This is a genomic window from Leptolyngbya sp. FACHB-36 (assembly GCF_014695955.1).
Classification (GTDB): Bacteria; Cyanobacteriota; Cyanobacteriia; order Leptolyngbyales; family Leptolyngbyaceae; genus FACHB-36.
Genome location: NZ_JACJPG010000189.1, coordinates 84,437 through 104,476, shown reverse-complemented (window position 1 = coordinate 104,476; position 20,040 = coordinate 84,437). Strand labels below are relative to the sequence as shown.

Sequence of the window (20,040 nt, the reverse complement as noted above, 5' to 3'; positions counted from 1 at the left end):
TTTCCAACTATTGGAAATTAAACCGGCGTACACTCCAGCACTTTCACTAGTCGGATTAAGCTCTTCCTGAATTGTCCCAGAGCAGCGTTAACTGTCATCCTGACGAGTGTGCCATCGTAGAGGTGCGCTCGGTACTCGAAGTGGTCGATCGCCGTGTGCTCAAACAGTGCGCTCTTGAAGCGATCGTACTCTTCGGGTATCCAGGTTTTGACCCCTGGTTGAACTTCGACTGCCATGTGGCGATGCATCCACTCACCAGGAGAGAGCCCGCTGGATTGAGCACAGTTTACACCCGCTGCCAGTCCAATCCCACCCGTTGCGTCATCCCACTTAATGACTTTTAGATTAGGGTCTGCTGAGACCAGCAATCCCAACATTGCCTCGTCCGGGATAAAGGTGAAGTCGTTGTGAACAGTCATACTCACGCTGGTAGTGGGTAAAACCAGGTTGGTATTGGTAGGTGCCATAATAGGGTTGCCAAGCTCCAGTAAAGACAAATCAGGGGTGAACCGATCTCTTAGTTCACCCCTTAATCTTATCTGGACATAGGGAACGTCAAATAGCTGCACAACCCTGGAGAGTTTGCGGTGAAGGGCGAAGAGGCGATCGGCAAGCGCTTTCTCCTCGCAGTCAATTACTAGTTCTTCTTTACCTTTATTGTTGCGTGTTAGCCAGATCTGGCAACCTCGCTCATGCTCAATACCAAATTTGCGCTTGATCGCCCCAACAAAACCCGCAGGCATATTCCACTTTTCAGGCTCAGGTGGCACAAAGTCGCAATCGAGAAATTGAACAGTAGACGCCACCCCTGACATACATTTCTGTCCGTTGTACTCGATCAGTTTCCAGCGATTGCGGATCAATGCCCGTCCACGAGGAACAACCTCAAGACTAGGGTAATCAGTCAGTTCGCCACGCTGTAATAACTTGCTCGTTAGTTGTTCAAAATCGAACGTGCTCATGTAGTCGCGGAAGTTGCCTAACAGCGATCGCTCATGAGAGATGCCGAATAGCTCACTTCCTTCACTGACGAGGATTCTGCCGTCCAGTCCGACGATGCATACAGGTTTAGTGCTCGGCGGGCGTTTAATAAAACCGGAATTCATAAGTGACGGTCAGGGGTTAAATGATTCCATTATTTTTACTCATGAAATCCCTAGATTTCTCCGTTTTTACACGGAAAAACCCGTAACATTGCGGAAGCCAGGCGACCTATAAAATGCTTCCGCAGGGAGTTAATAGAGAGATGCGATCGTCAAGCAGCAGGCGGCAGCTTGCCTTGCAGTTGGGAGATCAAGTTTTGGCAGGCAGGACAGGTACAACCAAAGTGGTTGGCGCGATCGAGGACGGGGTTACTATCCTGAACCGCAATCAGGTGCGTGCTCGTGCTGGAGACTGGCAGATGTTTGAAGATTTCGGAGGCAGAGATGCGGACGTGATTGAATACAAGTAGCACCGTCAAAGAAGCCGCAAGAATCAGACCAATTAGAGCGTACATAATTTACCTAAGGTATTAGAAGTCAATCACCCCACTCCCCACCGCCTACATTTGGAGAATTCGATGCTAGACATAGTGATCTTCGCTGCGATGAGTACCGCTGAACCACAAACTCAGATTATAAAAAACGAGTCAAACCCGTTGACCAATATCCGAAGAGTGTATTCTGTGTTGCTGGATTTTCGGTATGTAGACCCCTCTCTACCTCAAAAATTACATTCTGCGCCAGACGCTCCGACTGTGCCAGCTTTCCCCGATCACACCCATCAGCGCCCGCCTCAGGGGTTGATTCCAGAGACTCGATAGCCGTGGTCCGCCAGCAGTGCGAAATCTAGGGCACTAGGCACCTGGTAGTTGTCTCGGAGCTTGTCGTTCATGACAGACGGCATGGTTGGACCTGGGTGTGTTAGGTCAACGGTTAAAGGTATATTTTGGTTGCTGTTTGCCGACTTTGCGTAGGGTCCGGTGAACACGGCTGGACTTGTGGATTTGTTAATGAGGCTTGCTCCGACAGGAATCTTGCCAACCAATCCTAGTGCGTGACCGATTTCGTGCAATACTGTTGGCTTCAGTGAAGTTGCTGGTAAGTTGACGTAAGATGGCTTGTGTAGCTTGATTTGCCCGATCGCTGGACTATTGATATACGCCAGCGGTCTTCCTATGCCATAAGGTGGCGGGTTTAACTCCGAATTGGAAAACAGTACGACCAAATCATCGCTATAAGTGTCAACCAAAACCTGATCAAACGGTGGTTTTGCAATATTGCCTGCCAGAGGGTAAGGAGTACGAATTCGTTGTCCTGGATAACGGTTGTTAATTCGGCTTGCCCATTCATTCGCTGCTTGTTGGATGGTCGCTTTCGCTGCGGCAGTCCACTGCGCATCCCCTTCAATTCCTCTAAAGTCAACCCGAATATTAAACTTTGTTGGGTCAGGATTGTACTGAGAGTCATTAGCAACCGGACCAAAGTCAAAAACAGGCGTAAACGTTTTGTTATCTGTTGCAGCAAAAACTAAGCTGACGTTTCGGTCGGACGTAGACCCATCAACCTCGTTTAAAAAAGCGATTTTTTGAGGCTTGTCCCAATTTTGAGGCGTGAACAGCAGTTCTGTCTGGGTGCCGTTTGTCCATTTGCCGTCTGTATCGATCGTGACGAAATCACCGCCAAGCATTGTTAGCTTGATCGGGGCGCTAGGTTTTCTCGATAGCGCCACTCCGACGGCTCCAAAGGTGTTTTCGCCTAAATCTCCCGTTCGATCATAAAAATCAAGTGGTTGACGGTCAAAACCTGCATCCCGTGAAAAGAATAGCGGATTGTTTACGGATGGCGGTTTTGGCTGAGGTTTTAACAAAGATGGCGGCACGATCGCGTCAACCCCGCAAAACCTTCCTGGACAGATCGCAGCATAACTTGGCGGCTGAATCAAACACCAGGCGATCGCAAACTGAACAAGCAATAAGACAACGCGAACCATTGGTAAGCTCCAGTAAATCTGTATGTGGAACAATTAATACTTATCTGCATCTAAGGAAGCTCGACGGCACGGCGCGCTTTCCAGTAGTCCTTTGGTTGGTAATCCTGAATTGCCTCTTTTAGAAGTCCTAAGTAATCAGACGCAGGTTCTTTGTCTAAGTCTGCCGCTAGCCCCAACACCTCGAATTGGCTAGGTAGATACTTAACTGCTGTTGGATAGTGGACAAAAACGACCTGATGAATGTTCGACAGACACAGCCTTAACTGTATTAGAGAGGAGACCTTTCCTAGGGCTAGTACCTTTTGCTCGAACAAAGACGATCGCTGTTGTGCTGCTTGCTGATAAATTTCCCATTCCTTGACAAGAGCTTGCTTAAGGTCAGGGAATCCTCTCCACACAGATGCGGTCGCTGCTGGTAGATCGCTCAGAGTAGGCTTGTGTGTAACTGAAATTTCATACGCCCATTCATGCCAAACGTACTCACTAAACCCAATACGTTGAAGCTCTCCTTTGAACGAAGCGTGGTGAATAAACGGTGGTGTTACCAGCCCATCTTTCACTAAGCACCATAAAGCAAAGTCAAGGTGGATGTCGAAGTAGCCAAACTGTTGATTTAGACTCATATTAGTTTTCAATTAGGACGGCAACCTAGTGGAATTTTAAAGACAGGAGGCAGGACCAAGGTGTAACAAACCTGACTCTGCATGCTTTGCCCTCTAGAGGGAATAATATTTCGCTGAGTCTCTGGAAGTTCGTTTGTATCATCTAATTCTGGAGTGCCGCATTTAACAACAGGCGTTTTACCAATACTATTAAGCACCGGAAGCTGAACCCCGTAGGGGGAATCTACTTTCATCTGAGCATATAGTTTCGCCAGTCGAATCTTGCCTTTCTCTTTAGTAAACGATTGAGCGAATGCATAGGTCGTGCCGTCTGGTGTGACGTATTCTTGCGCAGGTGTAAACGCGATCGTATAGGGCGGGTTCGTTAGATCAATCCGGCTGCTCTCCGTCATACCTTCCAGAAAATACTCTGGCACAGATTGTCCTGTACTTGTATCAAAGGCATTGCGGGGACTAGAAAAAACCACTCTAACAATTGAGAGATTGTTGTAATAACTTTCACAGATAAACCGACCTAATTCTTTGTTGTTTAGGTATAGAGCAGTTGTATCTAAGTGATAAATACTTGGTGTTTCTGCTAGGGCGGGTAGTGGGTTTAGTAGAAAGCTTGCAGCTATAACTGCCGAGAGTAACAGTCGATAAAGGAGTGTTCTCATTTCTATCAAAAACCTCTAGCAGTAAAGCTTAGTTGGACTGAGTTATTCCAAGCGTTCCTGCTTGGATACCGTTGATCGCGCCGCGATTTTAGCGAGGACAGCGCTGCCAGCTAATGCAGAATTCCTTGCCGTAACTGACCCCACCATGATTTCCGTCATGGTGGGGTCAGTTTGATATGTGAATCACGGGAAATGTCTGATGTGAAGTACTAGAGCAAAAAGCGGGGCGATCGCCCCGCTTTTTCGTTGCCTTGTTCTAGAAGTTAGGTAGAGCAGAATTGTCGAACGTGCTTGAAACGACTTTTAAGGTTTGTGCCTGGTCGTCCCATACAAACACTCTCAGAGTGTATTTCCGAGTGGTATTTGAGTAATACACAGTCATTCCTAGCGGTTTCAAGGACCCTAAATCCTGCATTAGTTTTGTAGTACCAGAGGTTCCTTTCGTGACCCAAACATCGGTAGTGCCGTCTGCTTGGTCAGCGAGGAATAATATCGAAGTACTAGTGAAATTAGAGGGACTGAGATCAACGAAATTTCGAGGATTGGAATCCCCAGAGGGGTTAATGTCTTTGACAAGCTCAAATTGAATTTGGTCAAAAACATCAGGCTCATACGGGTAAGTTCTGTCAGGGCCTAAAGCTTGCAAGTGATAGTAACCATCAGGAGATTTTGCCCTCCACAACTCCATGCCGCTTCTGCCGTCATCTGCGGTGAATAGAGTAGCTCCTGCAATCGCCCAGGAAGGAGGGTTCTCCACAAGAGGAACCCCAAATGCTCTAGAGAAACTACCTGGAGCAGAGCCTTGATTTGGGGACAGCGCAATATTCTTCCTCCTTAATCGCAAGGCTTTACTTAGGTCAAATGCGCACCAACTAGACTCGGATACCCGACCACAAGATTCTGGCGCTGTGGGATTGTCAAAGTTAATACCGGCTACAGAACGTCGTGGATAGAGGACAGACAATTCGTAAGCTTCTTGGTCTCGATAAGCGCCAAACCACAAACCATTCCACGCTGTTCCAAAATCCGGTGCGATATTCGATGAATTGGGTCCTGGATACTCTAAGGTCTGTCCGTCTTCCAAAACAACCTTTCGAGTTCCTACAACTGGGTCGGCAATTGTAGTGTTGAAATCAACGGTTGTGCGTCGTACAGTCGGAGGAGTGGGTTTAGAAGACCCGTCTTTCCTGAGATCAGTTTGCAGAAGTTCAAAACCAGAGCTTCCATCATCCGCAACAAAATAAACGGTCAAAGTGCCCCTACCTGTCAGGTACCCATGATAAGTACCTTCCGTCGTATCAGGACCGCAAGTGCCACTGCCTCCAGGACAAGATCTGAAAATAATTGGGCGAGGATACCAATTATGGGCAAAAGGCGATGCTATGCCATAAGGGTAAGACCCCTCAGATCCAGGATTTACGTCTTTCAACAACTCGGTAATGCCACCCGCTGAAGCAGGAATGCCATTACTTCGATGCGGTTCTTGACCTGCAACGCCATCATCGGCTGATAGCAGAAATACATTGACAGCACCTCCCAAACTTACCGGATTTATCGACAACACAGGCGCGCCTGTCGAGTTGATAACCTTAATCGTCTCCAGCGCTCCCGACTCCAGCAGTCGATAAAACACCGTCTGCGTTGTCTGTCCAGAAACAGTTTGCCCTGTGAAGTACAGTGCATTGGCTTTTGGTGAGAAGGAGTTGCCTGGAGCCGCCGATCTATCCACCGCTTTGATGTTGAAAAACGAATCCGGGTCGGTTCCTGTCGAATCCAGCCCGGTCTGAAACGCAACCAACAAGTTGTCAGGATTCAGGATCGCGTTCGTTGCTGCTACTTCAAGGGTCCCCGCGACCGTTCCATCCGTGACCCAAAGCGTCCGCTTCGGACCGTTCGACGTGTCGACAGTCGCCACAAAGTAGACCTTTCCATTGAAGGCAGTGAAGTTAGACAACTCAGAACCCGCAATACCGGGATTCACATCTTTCAGCATGAAGCTACTTTGAGCGTCTGCACCGATCACCCATGGCTCCGTCCCAAAGTTAACCGTTGGCACAGCAGCAATCTGCGGTCCATTGACCTGACCATTAATCGCGTCCGTGATAAACGCAGCTTGAGTGCTTGGATTGAGGAGCGATCGCGGATTGGTGTTCAACTGCTTCACCATGTTGGTGCTAGCAGTAGTTCCCGTAGTTGTCATCAACTGACTACCGTTCAGATTGGTTGAGCCAAAGAAAGTGAGCGTTGTCGAAGTCAACGGCGTAAACAGGTATGGGAACGACCCAACATCCTGCCCTGAAATCGATCCATTGGCTCCTGTATTGATGTTTTTCACCAGTGTTGCAGAATTGGCGCTGCCTGTCGTTTTATACAGTTCATAGCCAATGTCGGGCTTGAAGGCGATGTACGCCGTTTCCGTACTGTTCAGCTTCGTAAACAGTCCAGGATTGCTATCCCCACTCGTATTGATGTCGCCTAGCAAAACTGGAGCATTCGTTCCATCTAGCGCATATCCCTCGTACCCGCTCGATCCATTCGTCGCGCTGAAATACAACTTGCCGTTGGAAACAGTCAATTCTTCAGGATTTGACGAGCCACTTGTGTTGATATCGGCGTAGCGCGTTATTGTTGTTCCGGCAAAGTTCGACTTCCACAATTCACGATCGCCTGATGCATCGGTCGCCGCGAAGTAAACATTGCTTCCCAGCACTGTGAATTCCGTCGGGCTTGAGGAGCCAGAACCAGTATTGATGTTGTTGCCGATTCGGGTTGCACTCAGCGTTCCTGTAGCCGTGCGCCACGGCTCCCGACCATTCGTGCCGTCATCCGCCGTGAAGAAAGCCTCGGTTGAGCTAACTGCCGTGAATCCTGATGGATTCGACGAGCCAGAACCTGAAACAATATCTTGCACCAGTTGAATGGCGGTTCCATTCCATCGCATTGGCTCAACTCCGTTCGTGCCATTGTCAGCTGCAAAATACAGCATTGACCCAACTGGAGTTAGATCGTAGGGGTTCGACGAGGCTGCCCCGGAGTTGATATTACTAACCATTGACGCAGAAGTACCGTTGGTTGTGCGCCATAGTTCAACGCCATTAGTGCCATCCTCCGCCGTGAAGAAGAGTTGGCTATTCGAGACTACAAGCAACGCTGGATTGGAGCTAGCATCGTTCGGGTTAATGTCCTGGAACAGTACTGTATTTGCAGCAGTACCGTCAGACTTGTACAGTTCAACACCCTTGGCTGGGTCAAGCACCGGGAAGTACAAGGCGTTATTGAACACGGTCAAGTCATATGGGAATGCAGGCAACAGGGATTTTACTAAGCTGGTGCCCGCCGCCGTTCCATCGGTCTTATACAGTCCTTCAACACCTGGCGCAGTTGCCAAGAAGTAAACGTTGCTGCCCATCTTGACGCTGTTGACCGCATCAATGCCATCCGTGCCTGGTCCGATCGACGCAACAGTGGTCGCGCTGTCACCAATGACGATCGGCAGGCTGTTTGATTTGACCTGGAAAATGTACCTATCTAGCGGTCCACCAGATGGAATGGTAAATTCCAGATAATAAGTCCCCGCTGTTAGCGATGGCACCGCAGTTGAAGCGAAAACTCTGTATCCATCCAACCCAGCAGGGATCGTGTCGTACAATACAACCCCGTTGGAATCCTTGAGTTGAACTTGCATTGCAAGCCCGCTGGAATTTCGGTTTAGGAGAAACGAAAAATCGACACGAGAGGTTCCAGTTGTCGTGAACTTGTACACATCCTTTGTATCTGAGCCGCCCAACTCGCCTCGAATTGTAGAGGTCGAGTTTGTTAGATCGTTCAGATCAAATGCGGTGGCGTTGGTACTGCCAACACGATCGACCTGCACGGGTAGACTCGTCGGCTTAACATCAACACGGTCTTTCGCGGCTGGATTGGGTCCTGAAACCCCAGCTCTAATAGATGGAGAAGACACTAGAGTCAGATTCGGACCGACAATCCAGTAAACTCGCTCGGTCGTCGATGTATTCAGCCATACCAGGTCATTCTGTCCGTCCCCGTTTGCATCGTAGACGCCGGACACTTGCCAGTCCGCTGTGGGAACGGCTTGATTAAAGGTTTGACTTGTAAAGGTGCCATCGGTGTTCATGTTCCAAACACCAACACTTCCTCCAGAAGAAGAAATGTTGTGCCACACGATGTCTGGAATCGTGTCGCCGTTGAGGTCGCCCATCGCCTCTGCCCGCCAGTCCTGATTCAGCGTTAGTCCCTGATTGATCGGGACTTCGGTGTAGTTCCGGTAGCTTCCGTTAGAAAGTCGAAGGCTAGGTGCTCCTGTATACAGGTTGCGGATCAGAATATCGGGAGTGCCGTCCTTATTGATGTCGCCCGCGTCCGATACAGCCTCTCGATAGCTAAGAATTCGAGTGCCTGTCGGCTCGATCAGGTTGACGGTGCCGATTTCTTCGACCGACGTAACCTTATCGTTCGCGTCTAGGAACCAGATGCCTAACCTTCCGGTTTTGTCGTCTGGGTTTGGGTTCGGCAGGAACAGAGAGGTTGGAATTGCTGTGCCTAGGATGTCGTTAATCCCATCCTGGTTAAAGTCAGCAACAGCGGCAATTTCAAATTCTTGTCCAGAAATGTTCGCGTTTCCAAATGGTCCATTCGGACCTGTGCCTGTACCTTGCTGAGTCGTACCAACGTAGTCAGTCCAGGCGATTTCTCCACTGACTCTTACCCGGCTACGCAACCTTAGTTTTTTACTTCCCTCAGACGCGCTAATGCTCAGCGCATAGTTAACGGGGCTGTCAATTGATGTGTAGATGTGTACGTAGTAGGTTCCTGGGTTAAGAACCGTCTCCAGAGATTCAGTAGATTTACCTGTATTTTCGGAGCGAAGATTAGGTCTAACGGCTTCCGAAAAACCTACGTTGCTGTTATCTGGTTCAGGCAGCACAGCACCATTTGAATCGAGCAATTCAATGTCAGCATTGTCAGTCAGCCCAAACATGGCAACATTGATTGCCGTCGGATTTGACAGATTAAACCGATAGTAATCGTCAACTCCAGCCGAAACCGAATCCGTTGTTGTGTACGGAGTCAGTAGACTTAAGAGAATCAGAATAGCTGTTGCTATTGTGTGTCCCATAGTTTCCTCTCGATTTAAACAAAAACCCACACCTGATTCAGGTGCGGGTAGGGATAGCAAGCAAAATCAGCGAGGATTAGAAGCCTCGCTCAAACACCGCTTTGATGTCTGCGGAAGTCAACCACGCGCTGGTGGACGCATCGTAATAGGGGTATGTCCCCACGTAGAAATCTTGTTGAATGCGTGGATTGTTCGCTGTTGAGGCAAGCGCAAACGCACCAAAGTCACCGCTGCTAAAGTAGTAGCCTGCCAAGGGCGAGGGTCTTGAATCTGAGCTATTGACTCGCCCCAAAAGCAGGATTCTGCACAGCGACTGATTAATTGGCATTCCCATCAGGGACTCGATCGTTCTGGCACCCGGCGCGCTAACTGTTACCCAGTCGGACTCGTACAGCCCGGCGTAGGCGTAGGTTGTGATCGATGAGATTGTAGAGGCTCCGGCAACGACTTCCCCGACAAACACGCGCTGCGTCGTGGTCCATACACTTCCCGTCCAGCGACTCATCTGATAGGCGATCGTGTCGAAGTGATGCTGAGAGGTTACAGGCGATGCCGGACGATTTCTGCCGTAGAAAGGCGCGACCGTCGTTGATGCAAGAGTGACTACTCCAGTTGCGCTGTCACGATCGAGGTAGATAAAGCTGGTATTGTTCGCGGGAACTGTTACTGTCAGGTTCGAGACGATCGCCGTTGTGAAGTCTTGCGCTCCTAGGCTCCTTCCCGTGACGGCAGGCACTTGAAATCCGTTGGCGAACGTGACAATAACTGGACTCGCTGCGGACGCTGCCAACCGTACCGTCAACCCTGACTGCACCTCAAGACAGTTAGGTGGATAGTTTGCCAGAGTTGTATTCACGCGACCAGACACGATCGTGTTTCGCTTTTGAGTTCGCGATCGAGCATCGATACTGGTCACGCCTCGAATCATGCCCATGTCGCTACTCCTCCCACCACGTCACGTATCCGTTCAGTCCGATCGCGCTGCCGACGTTTACGACTAGACTGCGATCTGCAAGCAGCGCGACCGTGCGAGGAAACTCGCTCACTAAATCAGATAGCTCCATTGCGCCTGACAGGTTCGATTGTCCTTCGGCGGTTGTTCCTTGTTTTAGCTGGACTGTTACAACATTGGCCGCCGTCACCGTTATCGAAGAAATCCTTAGCGCCTTACCCGCTGACGGGGTGAGCAGCGTCTTGTCTCCTGCGCCAGTTGTGGCGATCGGGCTCATTGTGGCGTTGGGCAGCGTAGTCGAGAGGCGCGGCTGGTTTGTTACCAGTACTGCACGAAGCGTATTGCCATCGACGTTCCCTGCACCCTTCGTGAACTGAGTAACGCTAGTGGCAATACCGTTGAGCAGTGCCTCTTGCGAGGATGGCAGAGGGTAGGCGCTAGGCAGATTGGAGCAGGCAAAACCTGTCGGGAAATTGCCGATATTGTAGGTGTCGGGCAGGTTAAGGACCGCGACCTCCTTAAGATCCAGCACCTGTCCGACGGGTAGCGGAAAGGAGTTTGGGAGGATCGGATTCGTCAGCGACTCCAGCTGCGACGTTGGCAACTTGACGAGTGTCCCCCCTTCCAGGGAGAGGCTGACATTAACCGGCACCAGTACCCCGTCTTCGATTTCGACGTACTGGCGGTTATCAACTACAACGTATTCAGCCACAGCAGCTACAGGGTAATTTTGACGGAGGGCGTGATCTGTCGCTCGATTAGCCCTGTGTTTCTAAAGCGGAAACCTTCAGGAGACTTTCCAGACACGAGGATGTCGGGAAAATCTTCCAGGTGGTGACAGAACACGTTGTTGGGGCCACATTTGAGACTCCAGGACGGCTGCAAGATTGTGTCCCCTTGCTGAATCAGAGCGAATTGCGAGTTTGGAAGAGTCGTCAACGTTAGCTGATTAGTCGTCGTGTTGACATTTGTGATCGCCACATCTATCACGAAAGCGTAGTCCCGAAAGATTTGCGCGGGACCTCGTGTGAAATCGACCGCGTTTGAAACTGCGACTGTGTTAGTCGCCGGTTGATTGGCGATCGTTGCCTCCCGTGACAACCGAGAAGAGACCGAGACAGAAAAATCATCCCCTGCAACATCGGCTGTGATAGTGAAACTCCCCGCCGTCGCCGTCGCGGTGACAGGTTGTGCCTTAGGCACTGTGTTGATCTTTGTCGCCAACCCCGCCGCACTCTCAGTTGGGGTAGGAGTGGCGTCGGAGACAAATTCAAACACGGTGCCGTTGATCGTCACTGAGTCGGTCTGACTGGCAGCGGCGTTAGCGATCGTCCGTACTGTAATTGTGTCCTGCTGGGCAACCGCGCCTCCTCCCGGTGTGATGCTGGAGATGGTTTGCGAAGCGCGTTGAAACTGCGGATAGCGCACAGCAGTCTCACCTTTCGCCGGGACCCGCACCCGAGGCAGCACGATCCGACTGTATCCCTCCGCCAGATCGGTGAGCAGCGAATCCTGACTGTGCAGTGTCAGAAGCTCTCCCAGAACTGACTGCCCCACATCAATTGAGCCGTCGCTAACGTCGCGGTTGAAGAAGTATAAGCATCGAATCTGCCGCACGCCCTCACCCGCGATCGTCAGCGTCGAGGTGTTTGCCGTGTAGCTCGATAACGTCTCGCGCGCCTTCATCACGCCGTTGACGTAGATTGAAACTCGTGTCAGTCCCTGCGACACGCGCACGGCAATTTTGGCGCGGTCTGGTAACGGATCTGGATCTGTGACAGTAACGACGCCGCAGGTCGCCCTCACCTTGCCACCGACGATTTCCAAAACGAAATTTCCAGCCGTGGCGATCACACCGTTGCCGCGCCACACCTCTAGATTGACGTAACAAAGAAACGAGCTGAGTCCTTGAACTGGAGATTTGGGGTAGTTGAGGTAGTCCCGATCGCGGCTCGTGATTTGCGCCGTCTGCCCAATAAACGTAGTCCGGATCGGTCCCGGTTCCAGTTGAGCGCCCGCCCAGGCTAGCGATACCGCATTACGGCAGTACAGTTCCAAATTAACGGTGCGCTGCGTTTTGGCGTCAAGGTAGGTTGCAGGCGGAGAGCCAGCGGTCTTGAAAGTGAAGGTGACGGGTCGGTAGTTACCGGGACGATCGTTAAAGATTCCTCCCAGTTGAATAGACTGCGGCGATGCTACGTCTCCCGTCACTCGCAGCACGTCCTGTGCCCCAAGTCGCCCCCCTAACAGGCTCAAGTACGCTGAGACGGTGAACCCCAAGCCGGAGCCGAAGGTGAACGATTTGCTTAGCGTGTTAGCTGCGTCGTTGCCCGTATAGGCTGCCACGCTGACCACATCCGCTAGATAGTTGTTATCCATTGCCTGCACTAAGTCAGGCAGAACATTAATGCTTGAGCCCTTCACCCAGCTAGAGTGACGTAGATCGAGCGGGTAAGTGAGCAAGTTGGTAGAACTCTGCTCCAGTAGAATTGCGCCTGTACTCGTAAATCGCGGTTGATGAACGGCTGCTGTGAACAATCGCCACGAACCATTCACCTCGGACTCCGCGTTTGCGATCGTGTAGCGCAGAAAAGTTGGATTAATCCCCTGACTAGTGATTAATGACCCAACCATATCGAAGCACAGTGCATCAATCAGCCCCACCGATCGCCTCCTGTTCTATTCCGCGAGTCACTTGTTGTACATCGGATTCAAACGAGTAGCGAATTTCGTGACTCAACTGTAGGATTCGCTGCCGCTCATCCGAAGGCATTTCTAGCAGAGCCTCGATCCGGTCAACCGGAACTCCTAACCGAGGCGCGACGATCCCTGCTGCTACCCACCTCGCTTGTTTCTGTTGATATTCGGCATCCATCAGCACCTGAAACTCAGCCTCCGAGAGTTCCGGGAATGGAATTCCGCTGCCTGTTACGATCTCCTCGATCGCGTCCTCGCACACTTGCAGTTCACGGATGGCATCGGCTTCCAAGTCCTGAGCCTCTCGTAGTCCGTGTTCTAGCTCTTCAATTTCAATCTCCAGCAGCGTGAGTTCGGCGTCATGCACCGCTCGATCGTGCTCCGAAACAGACTCAGTTTTCTTTCGTTGACGAAATGCTGCCTTGATCTGCAGCTGCGCGGAGATCTTCTGCTGACTGAACTCATGCGCTTTCAGAGCAGCCCGACGATCGCGGATTTGCAGGCAGCAGAAGCGATACCGCCCAACCGAGGTTGGATGGGATCTGATCATCGCCTTTAATGCGGCGTTTGAATTGCTGGAATATTGCATCAGAGTTTGGTGGCAGGGGTGATATAACGACCTCCACGGCTCAACTGAGAGCCAATAGGAGCCATCGTTTCGCTAGCAAAATCAAATCCGTCGATGTAGCGCCGCCCGATCGTGACTCCTCCCCACGAGTAGCCTTTCCGCATCCCGCCGGTGCCGTCCATGTCCGCTTCAGGGTAGGAAGCTAGAGCGTTCGCGACAAGCGTGCACGCTTCAGTTGCAAACAGAATCCGATCAATGGTCTGAGTTCCGACAAACGTCACCGCCTCGCAACCCGCCACAAAATAGCCGGTCGTCCCCGACGCAAACTGACCACCTTCCAATCGAGGCAGAGTTAGTTGAGCGCTCAGGTTCGCCGTGGTCTCGCTTGAGAACACCAGCGTATTGATGTTACGGGTGTTGTTCCAGCCGGAGCCAAAATATCCCTTGGTTGCGCTTTGGACAGCTGTACTGCCGCCGATCACGCTTGGAAGTGACACGCCTAGCAGCGCGATCGCTTCTGAGGAAAACGTAATCGCCTCGATCTTCCCGGAGTCGGGACCGATACTGCCTGCGAAATATCCCTTGGTTGCGCTCTGGACGCCTCGAAAATATCCAGTTGGCGTGCTCAAAGATGCGGCAACGTTTGCCTTCGCTTCAGTTTCGAATACCAGCGCCTCGACATTAGCAGTCTTTGTGGCGGAATAATTGGTTTCTCCACCTGCCCAGTAGCCTTTCGCGCTTGATGCAGTTGCCGCATGACGATGACGCGCCTGAGTTAGCCCGAAGGACTGAGCCGCAATCTGCTCTGAGGCGTGGAAAAATTTGTCGATCTGACCGTGAATCCCTAACTCTTCCCCGCCCGCCAAATAGGATCGGGCGATCGTTGGCGAGGGAAAAAGCATGTTACCGATAATCAGCGTCGTGTTCTGCAACTCCGCAATAGACTGCCCTTGCTTTTTGGTTTCGAGGAGATGTTGATGGCGCAGAATCAGCAGCTTCTGCTCTAGTTCAGTAACGCGATCGACCTCTTCAACCTGCGTGCTGGGGCAGAGGTTGGAATACTCAGTCGGAAATAGGTTGGAATCCATTAATAGAGCGCGAACGTGTCAACGCCAGCAAAGTGCGGGCTATCGGAATCAAATCGGCACCCAGAAGGAGCGGAGGTGTCCCCCTCGTTCAGCGTGATTAGACATAATCGCCGCTCGCCATCTTTCAGAACGACAAACGCAACAACCAACTGATAGACCTGAGCACACTGAATCGGCAGCTTGAGGATGCCAAGCGCTTGACCTGCTGAATTCGCCAACTTGACCGCCATACCTTTTGACTGAGCGGACGATGCTGCTGGCGCTGCCAACGTCATCCCTGATCGCGGCAGTACCAGTCCTGACGCCGCCGAAAGCGGTAGTTCACGCACCGAGTTCGCGCCGATGTCTCCCTCGATCGCTAGCTGCATTCGGTAGTTGGCAACGACGTGCTTAACTGCATTGCTGAGCGTGTTTGCAGGCAGGCGGAACGAAATCGCCTCGTACTGTAGTTCGCCGTCCGCCAGAAACGTACTGTTACCACCGCCCTGTGTATGCCCAATCGCGATCGGCAAGGTTGCGACACGGGCACCGTCTAATAAGGCTCGCTCTCCCGTCCCCGCATACCGCGACGTTTTTAACTGGAACTGCCAGTTGTCGGTTGCTTTGGGAGGGTAGTAGCAGAGAACGCTGTAGTTCGTGCTATGGGCTAACCCTGCAATCACTGGTCGATCGATTCGCCCAGTCGGAGCGTTAGGTCCAGAGATGAAGGCGATCGCCCCGTTAACGGTGCCAGGGATTGTTACAACGCCTGCCGACGAACTGATTATGGTGAGGCGCTGATAAATGTAGTGCAGCGCGGCTCTCTCTTTCCCCAGAACCGCAATAAACGATTCCCCGGATGCTGGATTTGTGTAGGCGTTGAGGTTGTTAACGCTTGCCTCTCGCACGTTGGCAGTGTTCAGGACCAGTCCATTGTTGTAATAGACTTTCTCGATTTCCCCAGAGAGCGCGAACCCGGATCCCTCCGGATAGCTGATTCCAGGTTGGACATAAACCGTGTCACCAACCGCAACCACCGCATTGCTGTTCGCGGTCCAGACTAGCGCTCCAGACCCTCCTAAACCCGTGATTGTGCCGTCGAGGGTGACGTCAACGCCATTGGCTTTGTAGACCTTGTGGTCTGCCAGATCTTGGCTGAATTTTGCACCAACAGGTGAGTTTGTCTGAAATGGTACTGTCGCTCGCGCGAATCCACTCGCGTCGATCGTCTGAACCGGGAGGCAGTAGGTTTTCTGAACAATCCGCTGATTGGTAAAACTGACTCGCTGCCCATTCGCTAGCGCTGTGCTTCCATTAGGAGACGCAATCGCAGTCCCAGGAGCGTCCAGGTTAACGCCAACCTGCCCGTTGATCAGGTTCTGCACCGCCCGATCATAGGATGGGGATTCAATCAGTGGCAGCCCCAGAAAAATCCGCCGCAGCGTTTCTCTCGATCGGCTGTCCCACGCCTCCCACCCGTCCCCTACATAGCGGTAGGTGGGTTGTATGTGAAAGTCGGTTTCAAACTGCTTCTCGCCGCCGCGCCCCCACATATAGCCTGTTTGCGTGAAGTTCTGCACCCGCCAAACTCGACACAAGTCGATTAGCGTCAGCGTGTCCTGTACTATAAAGTACGTCTTGGCGTCGGTTAGGTTTGGGTCGAGTGGGTAGATTCGTAGGGTCGTGTTCAGAGTTATCCCGACGTTTCCTTTCGCCACCGTCAGCGCCTTCTTGCCGCTAACAGACGACATTGCTCCGACTACATCTGCGGCAGTGGTTGGTCCCTGACTCCAGACGATCGCCCACACGCTGCGAATCCGCCGAGTATTCTCTTTTGATAGGGTTTGAATTGCACCGCTCTGGTTTTCCCATTCAAACGTCAGCAGAATATCGGGATCGATCGCGCTCGTGATCACAACCCCAAACGTCATCAAGTAAAGGCGATCGTAGCGAGAGATGCTCGATACTGCGTCTGCCAAGGGCGGCAGCATAACCGTGACATCACTCGCAAATGGAGCGATCGAGGGATGTCCTGGTGCGTAGGGAGCTAGACCTGCGGGAAGGATAATTCCTTTTGAGCCAGTGGTATCGAAAGCTGGACGAGTCCGCAGTCCCGCCGGACGCTCTATCTCCTGCACCGTTTTCAGGTTGGACTGGTGCAGATGATTAGCTGCCGCCAACTCTTGAGCCGAAGGGACGCGCTGATCCGTCTCAGGATCTCCGCCGTCCACGCCAGGTTCGACCCAGAGGATCTCCAGGTCGTTTGCTTTGATATTGATTTCAGGCATGGCAAAAAGCGGTTTCCAACTATTGGAAACTGCTTTGAAGTAGTATTGCGATCGCGTGGATAAAAACCTGCAATCTACCTTTAGTCTAGGGGGAGTGCGAACAAGCGTCAAGCTACGGTTACACCGCTTGCACGCACCTTGAAAATAAAGCCTGCACTCACCCGATCGTCCACCGGGATTGCAGTTCGTCTGTACTCCACTCGATTCCCTTGGAGCCGCAGTTCCAACTCTCGAATAGTTCGAGGTGCAGCTTTGGGGTAAATAAATTCCAATGCCAGATAGACAGCCTGTCCATCCCATAGCGGCGTTGCCGATCGCGCCTTGCCTGCCTCGTCCGTCCACCAGATGGAGTCGGGCGATCGCTCCGTAAACGGGAGAGCGGTTAGCTGGGTTCCATTTGGTGGCGCATTTCCCCATCTAGTGCTGCCTTCGGTAATCGCTAGCGTCCACGGACCTGTTTTCATTGCGTCAAGCCGTGGACTGGTTAGGGTAGGGTTTGGAAGCGCAACATCTAGAAAGCGGAGAACCTTAAACTGAGTGAACGACACTCCTTCGTAGTGAACGACCCAGTTATCCGGCGTTTGAGTGTCACCAGGAAACGGGCTGTAGATTTCATGCAGTTCGGGCAGGTTTACAGGTGGTGCAGACGGAATGACTAAAGGCTCGATGCTGACTGACAGGAACGGCGCAGCAACCTGCTTTGGATCAGACGGTGCAATCCGAGTCAGTGAATGCGTGAAGCGATAACCGTCTGGTACCCACGGCTTAGGAGGGAATGTCTGGTTGGGGTCAGAGGTTGTCAGTTGCAGGTCGTAGGCTGCCGTCAGGTATGGAGCCGCGATCGGGTCGCTGATGTAGAGAAACAACGCTCCAGGAGCCGTCGCGATCGCATCTCGCAGCAGCGCTTCCAGTCGCCCTCGGTAGTTACGCCACGATTCTGGCGCAATCTTAGCAATCAGCACCCGCGCGAATGGCAGTCTGATTGGTGAAATGAGTATTGGTCGCTCCCACAACGGACCTAATACCGTGCGGGACATGGGAAACGAGTGTGAGAATCGCCACGGTGGAAGCGATTGTAGGGAAAGAGCCTCGTTGTCTAGCGGCTCGATCGACACATCGATCGAGGGAATAATGCCATTGCTGACGTATTTACGGACGAACTCCCCTACAAAGCTGAAGTCAACATCCACCCACTTCTTTGTCGTGGAGCGGATCACAACGCGGAATTGACCAAATCGCCCTGAACTACGATCGCCCTCTAAGCGCAGTTCAGGCGGCTCCACTCCTAAGTAATGGCTAAGGGCATTCAACTCCCCGATTCGAGTGTTACGAGTAGGCTTAAACTCCCACTGATAGCGAGTTTTCGCTTGCTCGTCGGTCTCCCCAGACTTTCGCCGTAGCCCGATCGACGCCAAGTGCAAACTCAGCCACGGTCCACCGCTCCGCATCGGAATCGCCGCTGCAAGCGATCGCTCGTAGCTCAGTCGCACATGCGCCAAAACTCCTGCCAATCCCCACAGCAGCGGATGTAGAGGAGAGGTCTGGCTTGGGAGTTTGTGGAACCAGCGACCGGGAAGCGCACCGACGATCGCGGCGTACACCTGCGATTGATAGCTGGAGGGGAGAGGGGGGAGTGGCATTAAGACAAGCCTAACTGCTTGATTTGGTCAGGGCTGACGTTAAAGTTCTGAGTCAACCGCTTAGCGGTCTGTTGCTTCCAGTTGGGATCTCGCCAATCTATTTTCAGTTCCCAAACAAGGTCGTTTAGTTCCGAATCCCCTGACTTTAAAGAGTTCTGAATTACTTTTTTAATTCGTTCTTGGAAAAGGGGATTCTGATCTAGGTTTTCTTTCATCGCTTTACCCTCCCCACGTTCCATAAAGTCCCGAATTTCTGGAAGCGCTTTTATTTTGTCCCTCAGCTCAATATTTACAATTCTGCTTGGCTTGTAGTTCTTTAGCTTCTCAGCCAGTTCTCCGTCATCCTGAGCAAGCGAAGATGAAATTGCTTGCATCGCCATCTGTGTAGGCTTGCTTTGGGCGGATTTGTCGGAGTTCTGTTTGCCGAGTGCGTGATCGGCAACGGCATCCCAATCTACTAGCTTTTCAAAGTAGAACCATGCATCCGCGTCTCTTCTGCTGTTTGATTGCTCTGGAGGGACTACGAATGCCCCCTTTGTCCCTGTTTGCTTCTCGCGAGAAAGTGCATCAGGTAGCTTGAACTGTCCGGCGATGATTTTACCGATCTCATCAGTATCGAGGTTTTTTAGAGATAGTTCAGCGAGTGTAACCCCCGTACCTGTCTCATCATTAGCGATCTTCCACGGCTTTTCTTTGTTTGCCCATTGCTGAATACTTTCTGCTGAGGAGAAAGATTCCATAGCCTGTTCTCTATATCTTTGGGATTCCTTCTCCCATCCCTTATCGCCGGAGCCTTCTCCCTCGACTCCAGAATCAATATTAGAATCTATGTATTCAGCGAGAATCTGTGTTGCTGGATCGGCGTCTTCTACTGACATCTGCTCTCCCTTTAATCGGGAGGTTGCGTACCGACTCAGCACGTCCCAATTAGCTGAATCAAATGATAGTTTCGCCAGAATTCTTCCGACCTGTTCGTCTCCGTCAGCGAAATCTAGGTTTTTTACAAAAGCCTCTCCTACCGCCCGATCTCCTCCGTTGCGATAGGCATCTAGCAAGGAATCAAAAACTCCCTTCTCCTCCCAGTGAGCGCCAGGGTGTTTGTGGTCTAAACCTTCGTACTCAGCTTCTTCCTTAGATAGCTTGATATGCTCAGCATCTTTGCATTTTTGTAGAAAAACTTTGGCGATTCCCTGCTCGGTTCCAGAGGGAATTTTTAACTCACCCCCTTTAGAAGGGGCTTTCTCTTGTTCGGCTTCAGAGTGGCTCGGCTCCCCACCCCCTTTAGGAGCGAACTTTCCAGAATTGTCGCGTGGATGCTCCTGTTCCTCGAAAAGGCTTAGCTGTCCAGGCGACGACGTTTTCTTGGACGCTTTCACTAAAGCAAGTTTGGACTCATCCCATACGTAAAGGACGGTTCCTAGTTTGAATTTCATGTGCTC

At 51.6% G+C, this 20,040-nt stretch carries 14 protein-coding genes; all 14 read right to left on the bottom strand.

Annotation, left to right across the window (positions count from 1 at the left end):
• Positions 1 to 17: 17 nt before the first annotated feature.
• A complete protein-coding gene (locus H6F43_RS04135) occupies positions 18 to 1,106 on the bottom strand; it encodes a hypothetical protein (RefSeq protein WP_190340945.1) in 1,089 nt (362 codons plus the stop codon).
• Between the two features lie 149 nt (positions 1,107 to 1,255).
• On the bottom strand, positions 1,256 to 1,498 hold the full coding sequence (locus H6F43_RS04130) for a hypothetical protein (RefSeq protein WP_190340943.1): 243 nt from the start codon (positions 1,496 to 1,498) through the stop codon (positions 1,256 to 1,258).
• A 278-nt stretch (positions 1,499 to 1,776) separates the two neighbouring features.
• Complete coding sequence (locus H6F43_RS04125) at positions 1,777 to 2,973, bottom strand: hypothetical protein (protein ID WP_190340941.1); 1,197 nt, start codon at positions 2,971 to 2,973, stop codon at positions 1,777 to 1,779.
• 50 nt (positions 2,974 to 3,023) lie between these two features.
• Positions 3,024 to 3,596 carry a hypothetical protein gene (locus H6F43_RS04120; RefSeq protein WP_190340939.1) on the bottom strand — a complete coding sequence of 191 codons (573 nt, stop codon included), beginning with the start codon at positions 3,594 to 3,596 and terminating at the stop codon, positions 3,024 to 3,026.
• Between the two features lie 8 nt (positions 3,597 to 3,604).
• Complete coding sequence (locus H6F43_RS04115; protein WP_190340937.1) at positions 3,605 to 4,252, bottom strand: hypothetical protein; 648 nt, start codon at positions 4,250 to 4,252, stop codon at positions 3,605 to 3,607.
• A 256-nt stretch (positions 4,253 to 4,508) separates the two neighbouring features.
• A complete protein-coding gene (locus tag H6F43_RS04110) occupies positions 4,509 to 9,389 on the bottom strand; it encodes an FG-GAP-like repeat-containing protein (RefSeq protein ID WP_190340935.1) in 4,881 nt (1,626 codons plus the stop codon).
• Between the two features lie 76 nt (positions 9,390 to 9,465).
• The gene (locus tag H6F43_RS04105; RefSeq protein ID WP_190340933.1) at positions 9,466 to 10,323 is read right to left on the bottom strand and encodes a hypothetical protein; all 858 of its coding nucleotides are present in this window, start codon (positions 10,321 to 10,323) and stop codon (positions 9,466 to 9,468) included.
• A 4-nt stretch (positions 10,324 to 10,327) separates the two neighbouring features.
• Entirely contained in the window at positions 10,328 to 11,053 is a 726-nt protein-coding gene (locus tag H6F43_RS04100) for a hypothetical protein (RefSeq protein WP_190340931.1), read from the bottom strand.
• A 5-nt stretch (positions 11,054 to 11,058) separates the two neighbouring features.
• Positions 11,059 to 13,005 carry a hypothetical protein gene (locus H6F43_RS04095; protein ID WP_190340929.1) on the bottom strand — a complete coding sequence of 649 codons (1,947 nt, stop codon included), beginning with the start codon at positions 13,003 to 13,005 and terminating at the stop codon, positions 11,059 to 11,061.
• The gene (locus H6F43_RS04090; RefSeq protein ID WP_190340927.1) at positions 12,992 to 13,588 is read right to left on the bottom strand and encodes a hypothetical protein; all 597 of its coding nucleotides are present in this window, start codon (positions 13,586 to 13,588) and stop codon (positions 12,992 to 12,994) included. Before H6F43_RS04090 ends, H6F43_RS04095 begins: the two co-directional genes overlap by 14 nt.
• Before the next feature lie 38 nt (positions 13,589 to 13,626).
• Positions 13,627 to 14,694 (bottom strand): hypothetical protein, encoded by a 1,068-nt coding sequence (locus H6F43_RS04085; RefSeq protein ID WP_190340925.1) that lies wholly within the window; start codon positions 14,692 to 14,694, stop codon positions 13,627 to 13,629.
• Positions 14,694 to 16,961: a hypothetical protein gene (locus tag H6F43_RS04080; RefSeq protein ID WP_190340923.1), complete on the bottom strand. Its 2,268-nt coding sequence runs from the start codon at positions 16,959 to 16,961 to the stop codon at positions 14,694 to 14,696. The genes H6F43_RS04085 and H6F43_RS04080 overlap by 1 nt, the downstream gene beginning before the upstream one ends.
• A 107-nt stretch (positions 16,962 to 17,068) precedes the next feature.
• On the bottom strand, positions 17,069 to 18,601 hold the full coding sequence (locus H6F43_RS04075; RefSeq protein WP_190340921.1) for a hypothetical protein: 1,533 nt from the start codon (positions 18,599 to 18,601) through the stop codon (positions 17,069 to 17,071).
• Positions 18,601 to 20,034, bottom strand: coding sequence for a hypothetical protein (locus H6F43_RS04070; RefSeq protein ID WP_190340919.1), 1,434 nt, complete (start codon positions 20,032 to 20,034; stop codon positions 18,601 to 18,603). The genes H6F43_RS04075 and H6F43_RS04070 overlap by 1 nt, the downstream gene beginning before the upstream one ends.
• Between the last annotated feature and the right edge of the window lie 6 nt (positions 20,035 to 20,040).

Coding starts and splice junctions, on each gene's coding strand:
- H6F43_RS04115 (WP_190340937.1), bottom strand. CDS start 4,252: ATGAGAACACTCCTTTATCGACTGTTACTCTCGGCAGTTATAGCTGCA.
- H6F43_RS04080 (WP_190340923.1), bottom strand. CDS start 16,961: ATGCCTGAAATCAATATCAAAGCAAACGACCTGGAGATCCTCTGGGTC.
- H6F43_RS04105 (WP_190340933.1), bottom strand. CDS start 10,323: ATGGGCATGATTCGAGGCGTGACCAGTATCGATGCTCGATCGCGAACT.
- H6F43_RS04110 (WP_190340935.1), bottom strand. CDS start 9,389: ATGGGACACACAATAGCAACAGCTATTCTGATTCTCTTAAGTCTACTG.
- H6F43_RS04075 (WP_190340921.1), bottom strand. CDS start 18,601: ATGCCACTCCCCCCTCTCCCCTCCAGCTATCAATCGCAGGTGTACGCC.
- H6F43_RS04135 (WP_190340945.1), bottom strand. CDS start 1,106: ATGAATTCCGGTTTTATTAAACGCCCGCCGAGCACTAAACCTGTATGC.
- H6F43_RS04090 (WP_190340927.1), bottom strand. CDS start 13,588: ATGATCAGATCCCATCCAACCTCGGTTGGGCGGTATCGCTTCTGCTGC.
- H6F43_RS04130 (WP_190340943.1), bottom strand. CDS start 1,498: ATGTACGCTCTAATTGGTCTGATTCTTGCGGCTTCTTTGACGGTGCTA.
- H6F43_RS04120 (WP_190340939.1), bottom strand. CDS start 3,596: ATGAGTCTAAATCAACAGTTTGGCTACTTCGACATCCACCTTGACTTT.
- H6F43_RS04125 (WP_190340941.1), bottom strand. CDS start 2,973: ATGGTTCGCGTTGTCTTATTGCTTGTTCAGTTTGCGATCGCCTGGTGT.
- H6F43_RS04070 (WP_190340919.1), bottom strand. CDS start 20,034: ATGAAATTCAAACTAGGAACCGTCCTTTACGTATGGGATGAGTCCAAA.
- H6F43_RS04085 (WP_190340925.1), bottom strand. CDS start 14,694: ATGGATTCCAACCTATTTCCGACTGAGTATTCCAACCTCTGCCCCAGC.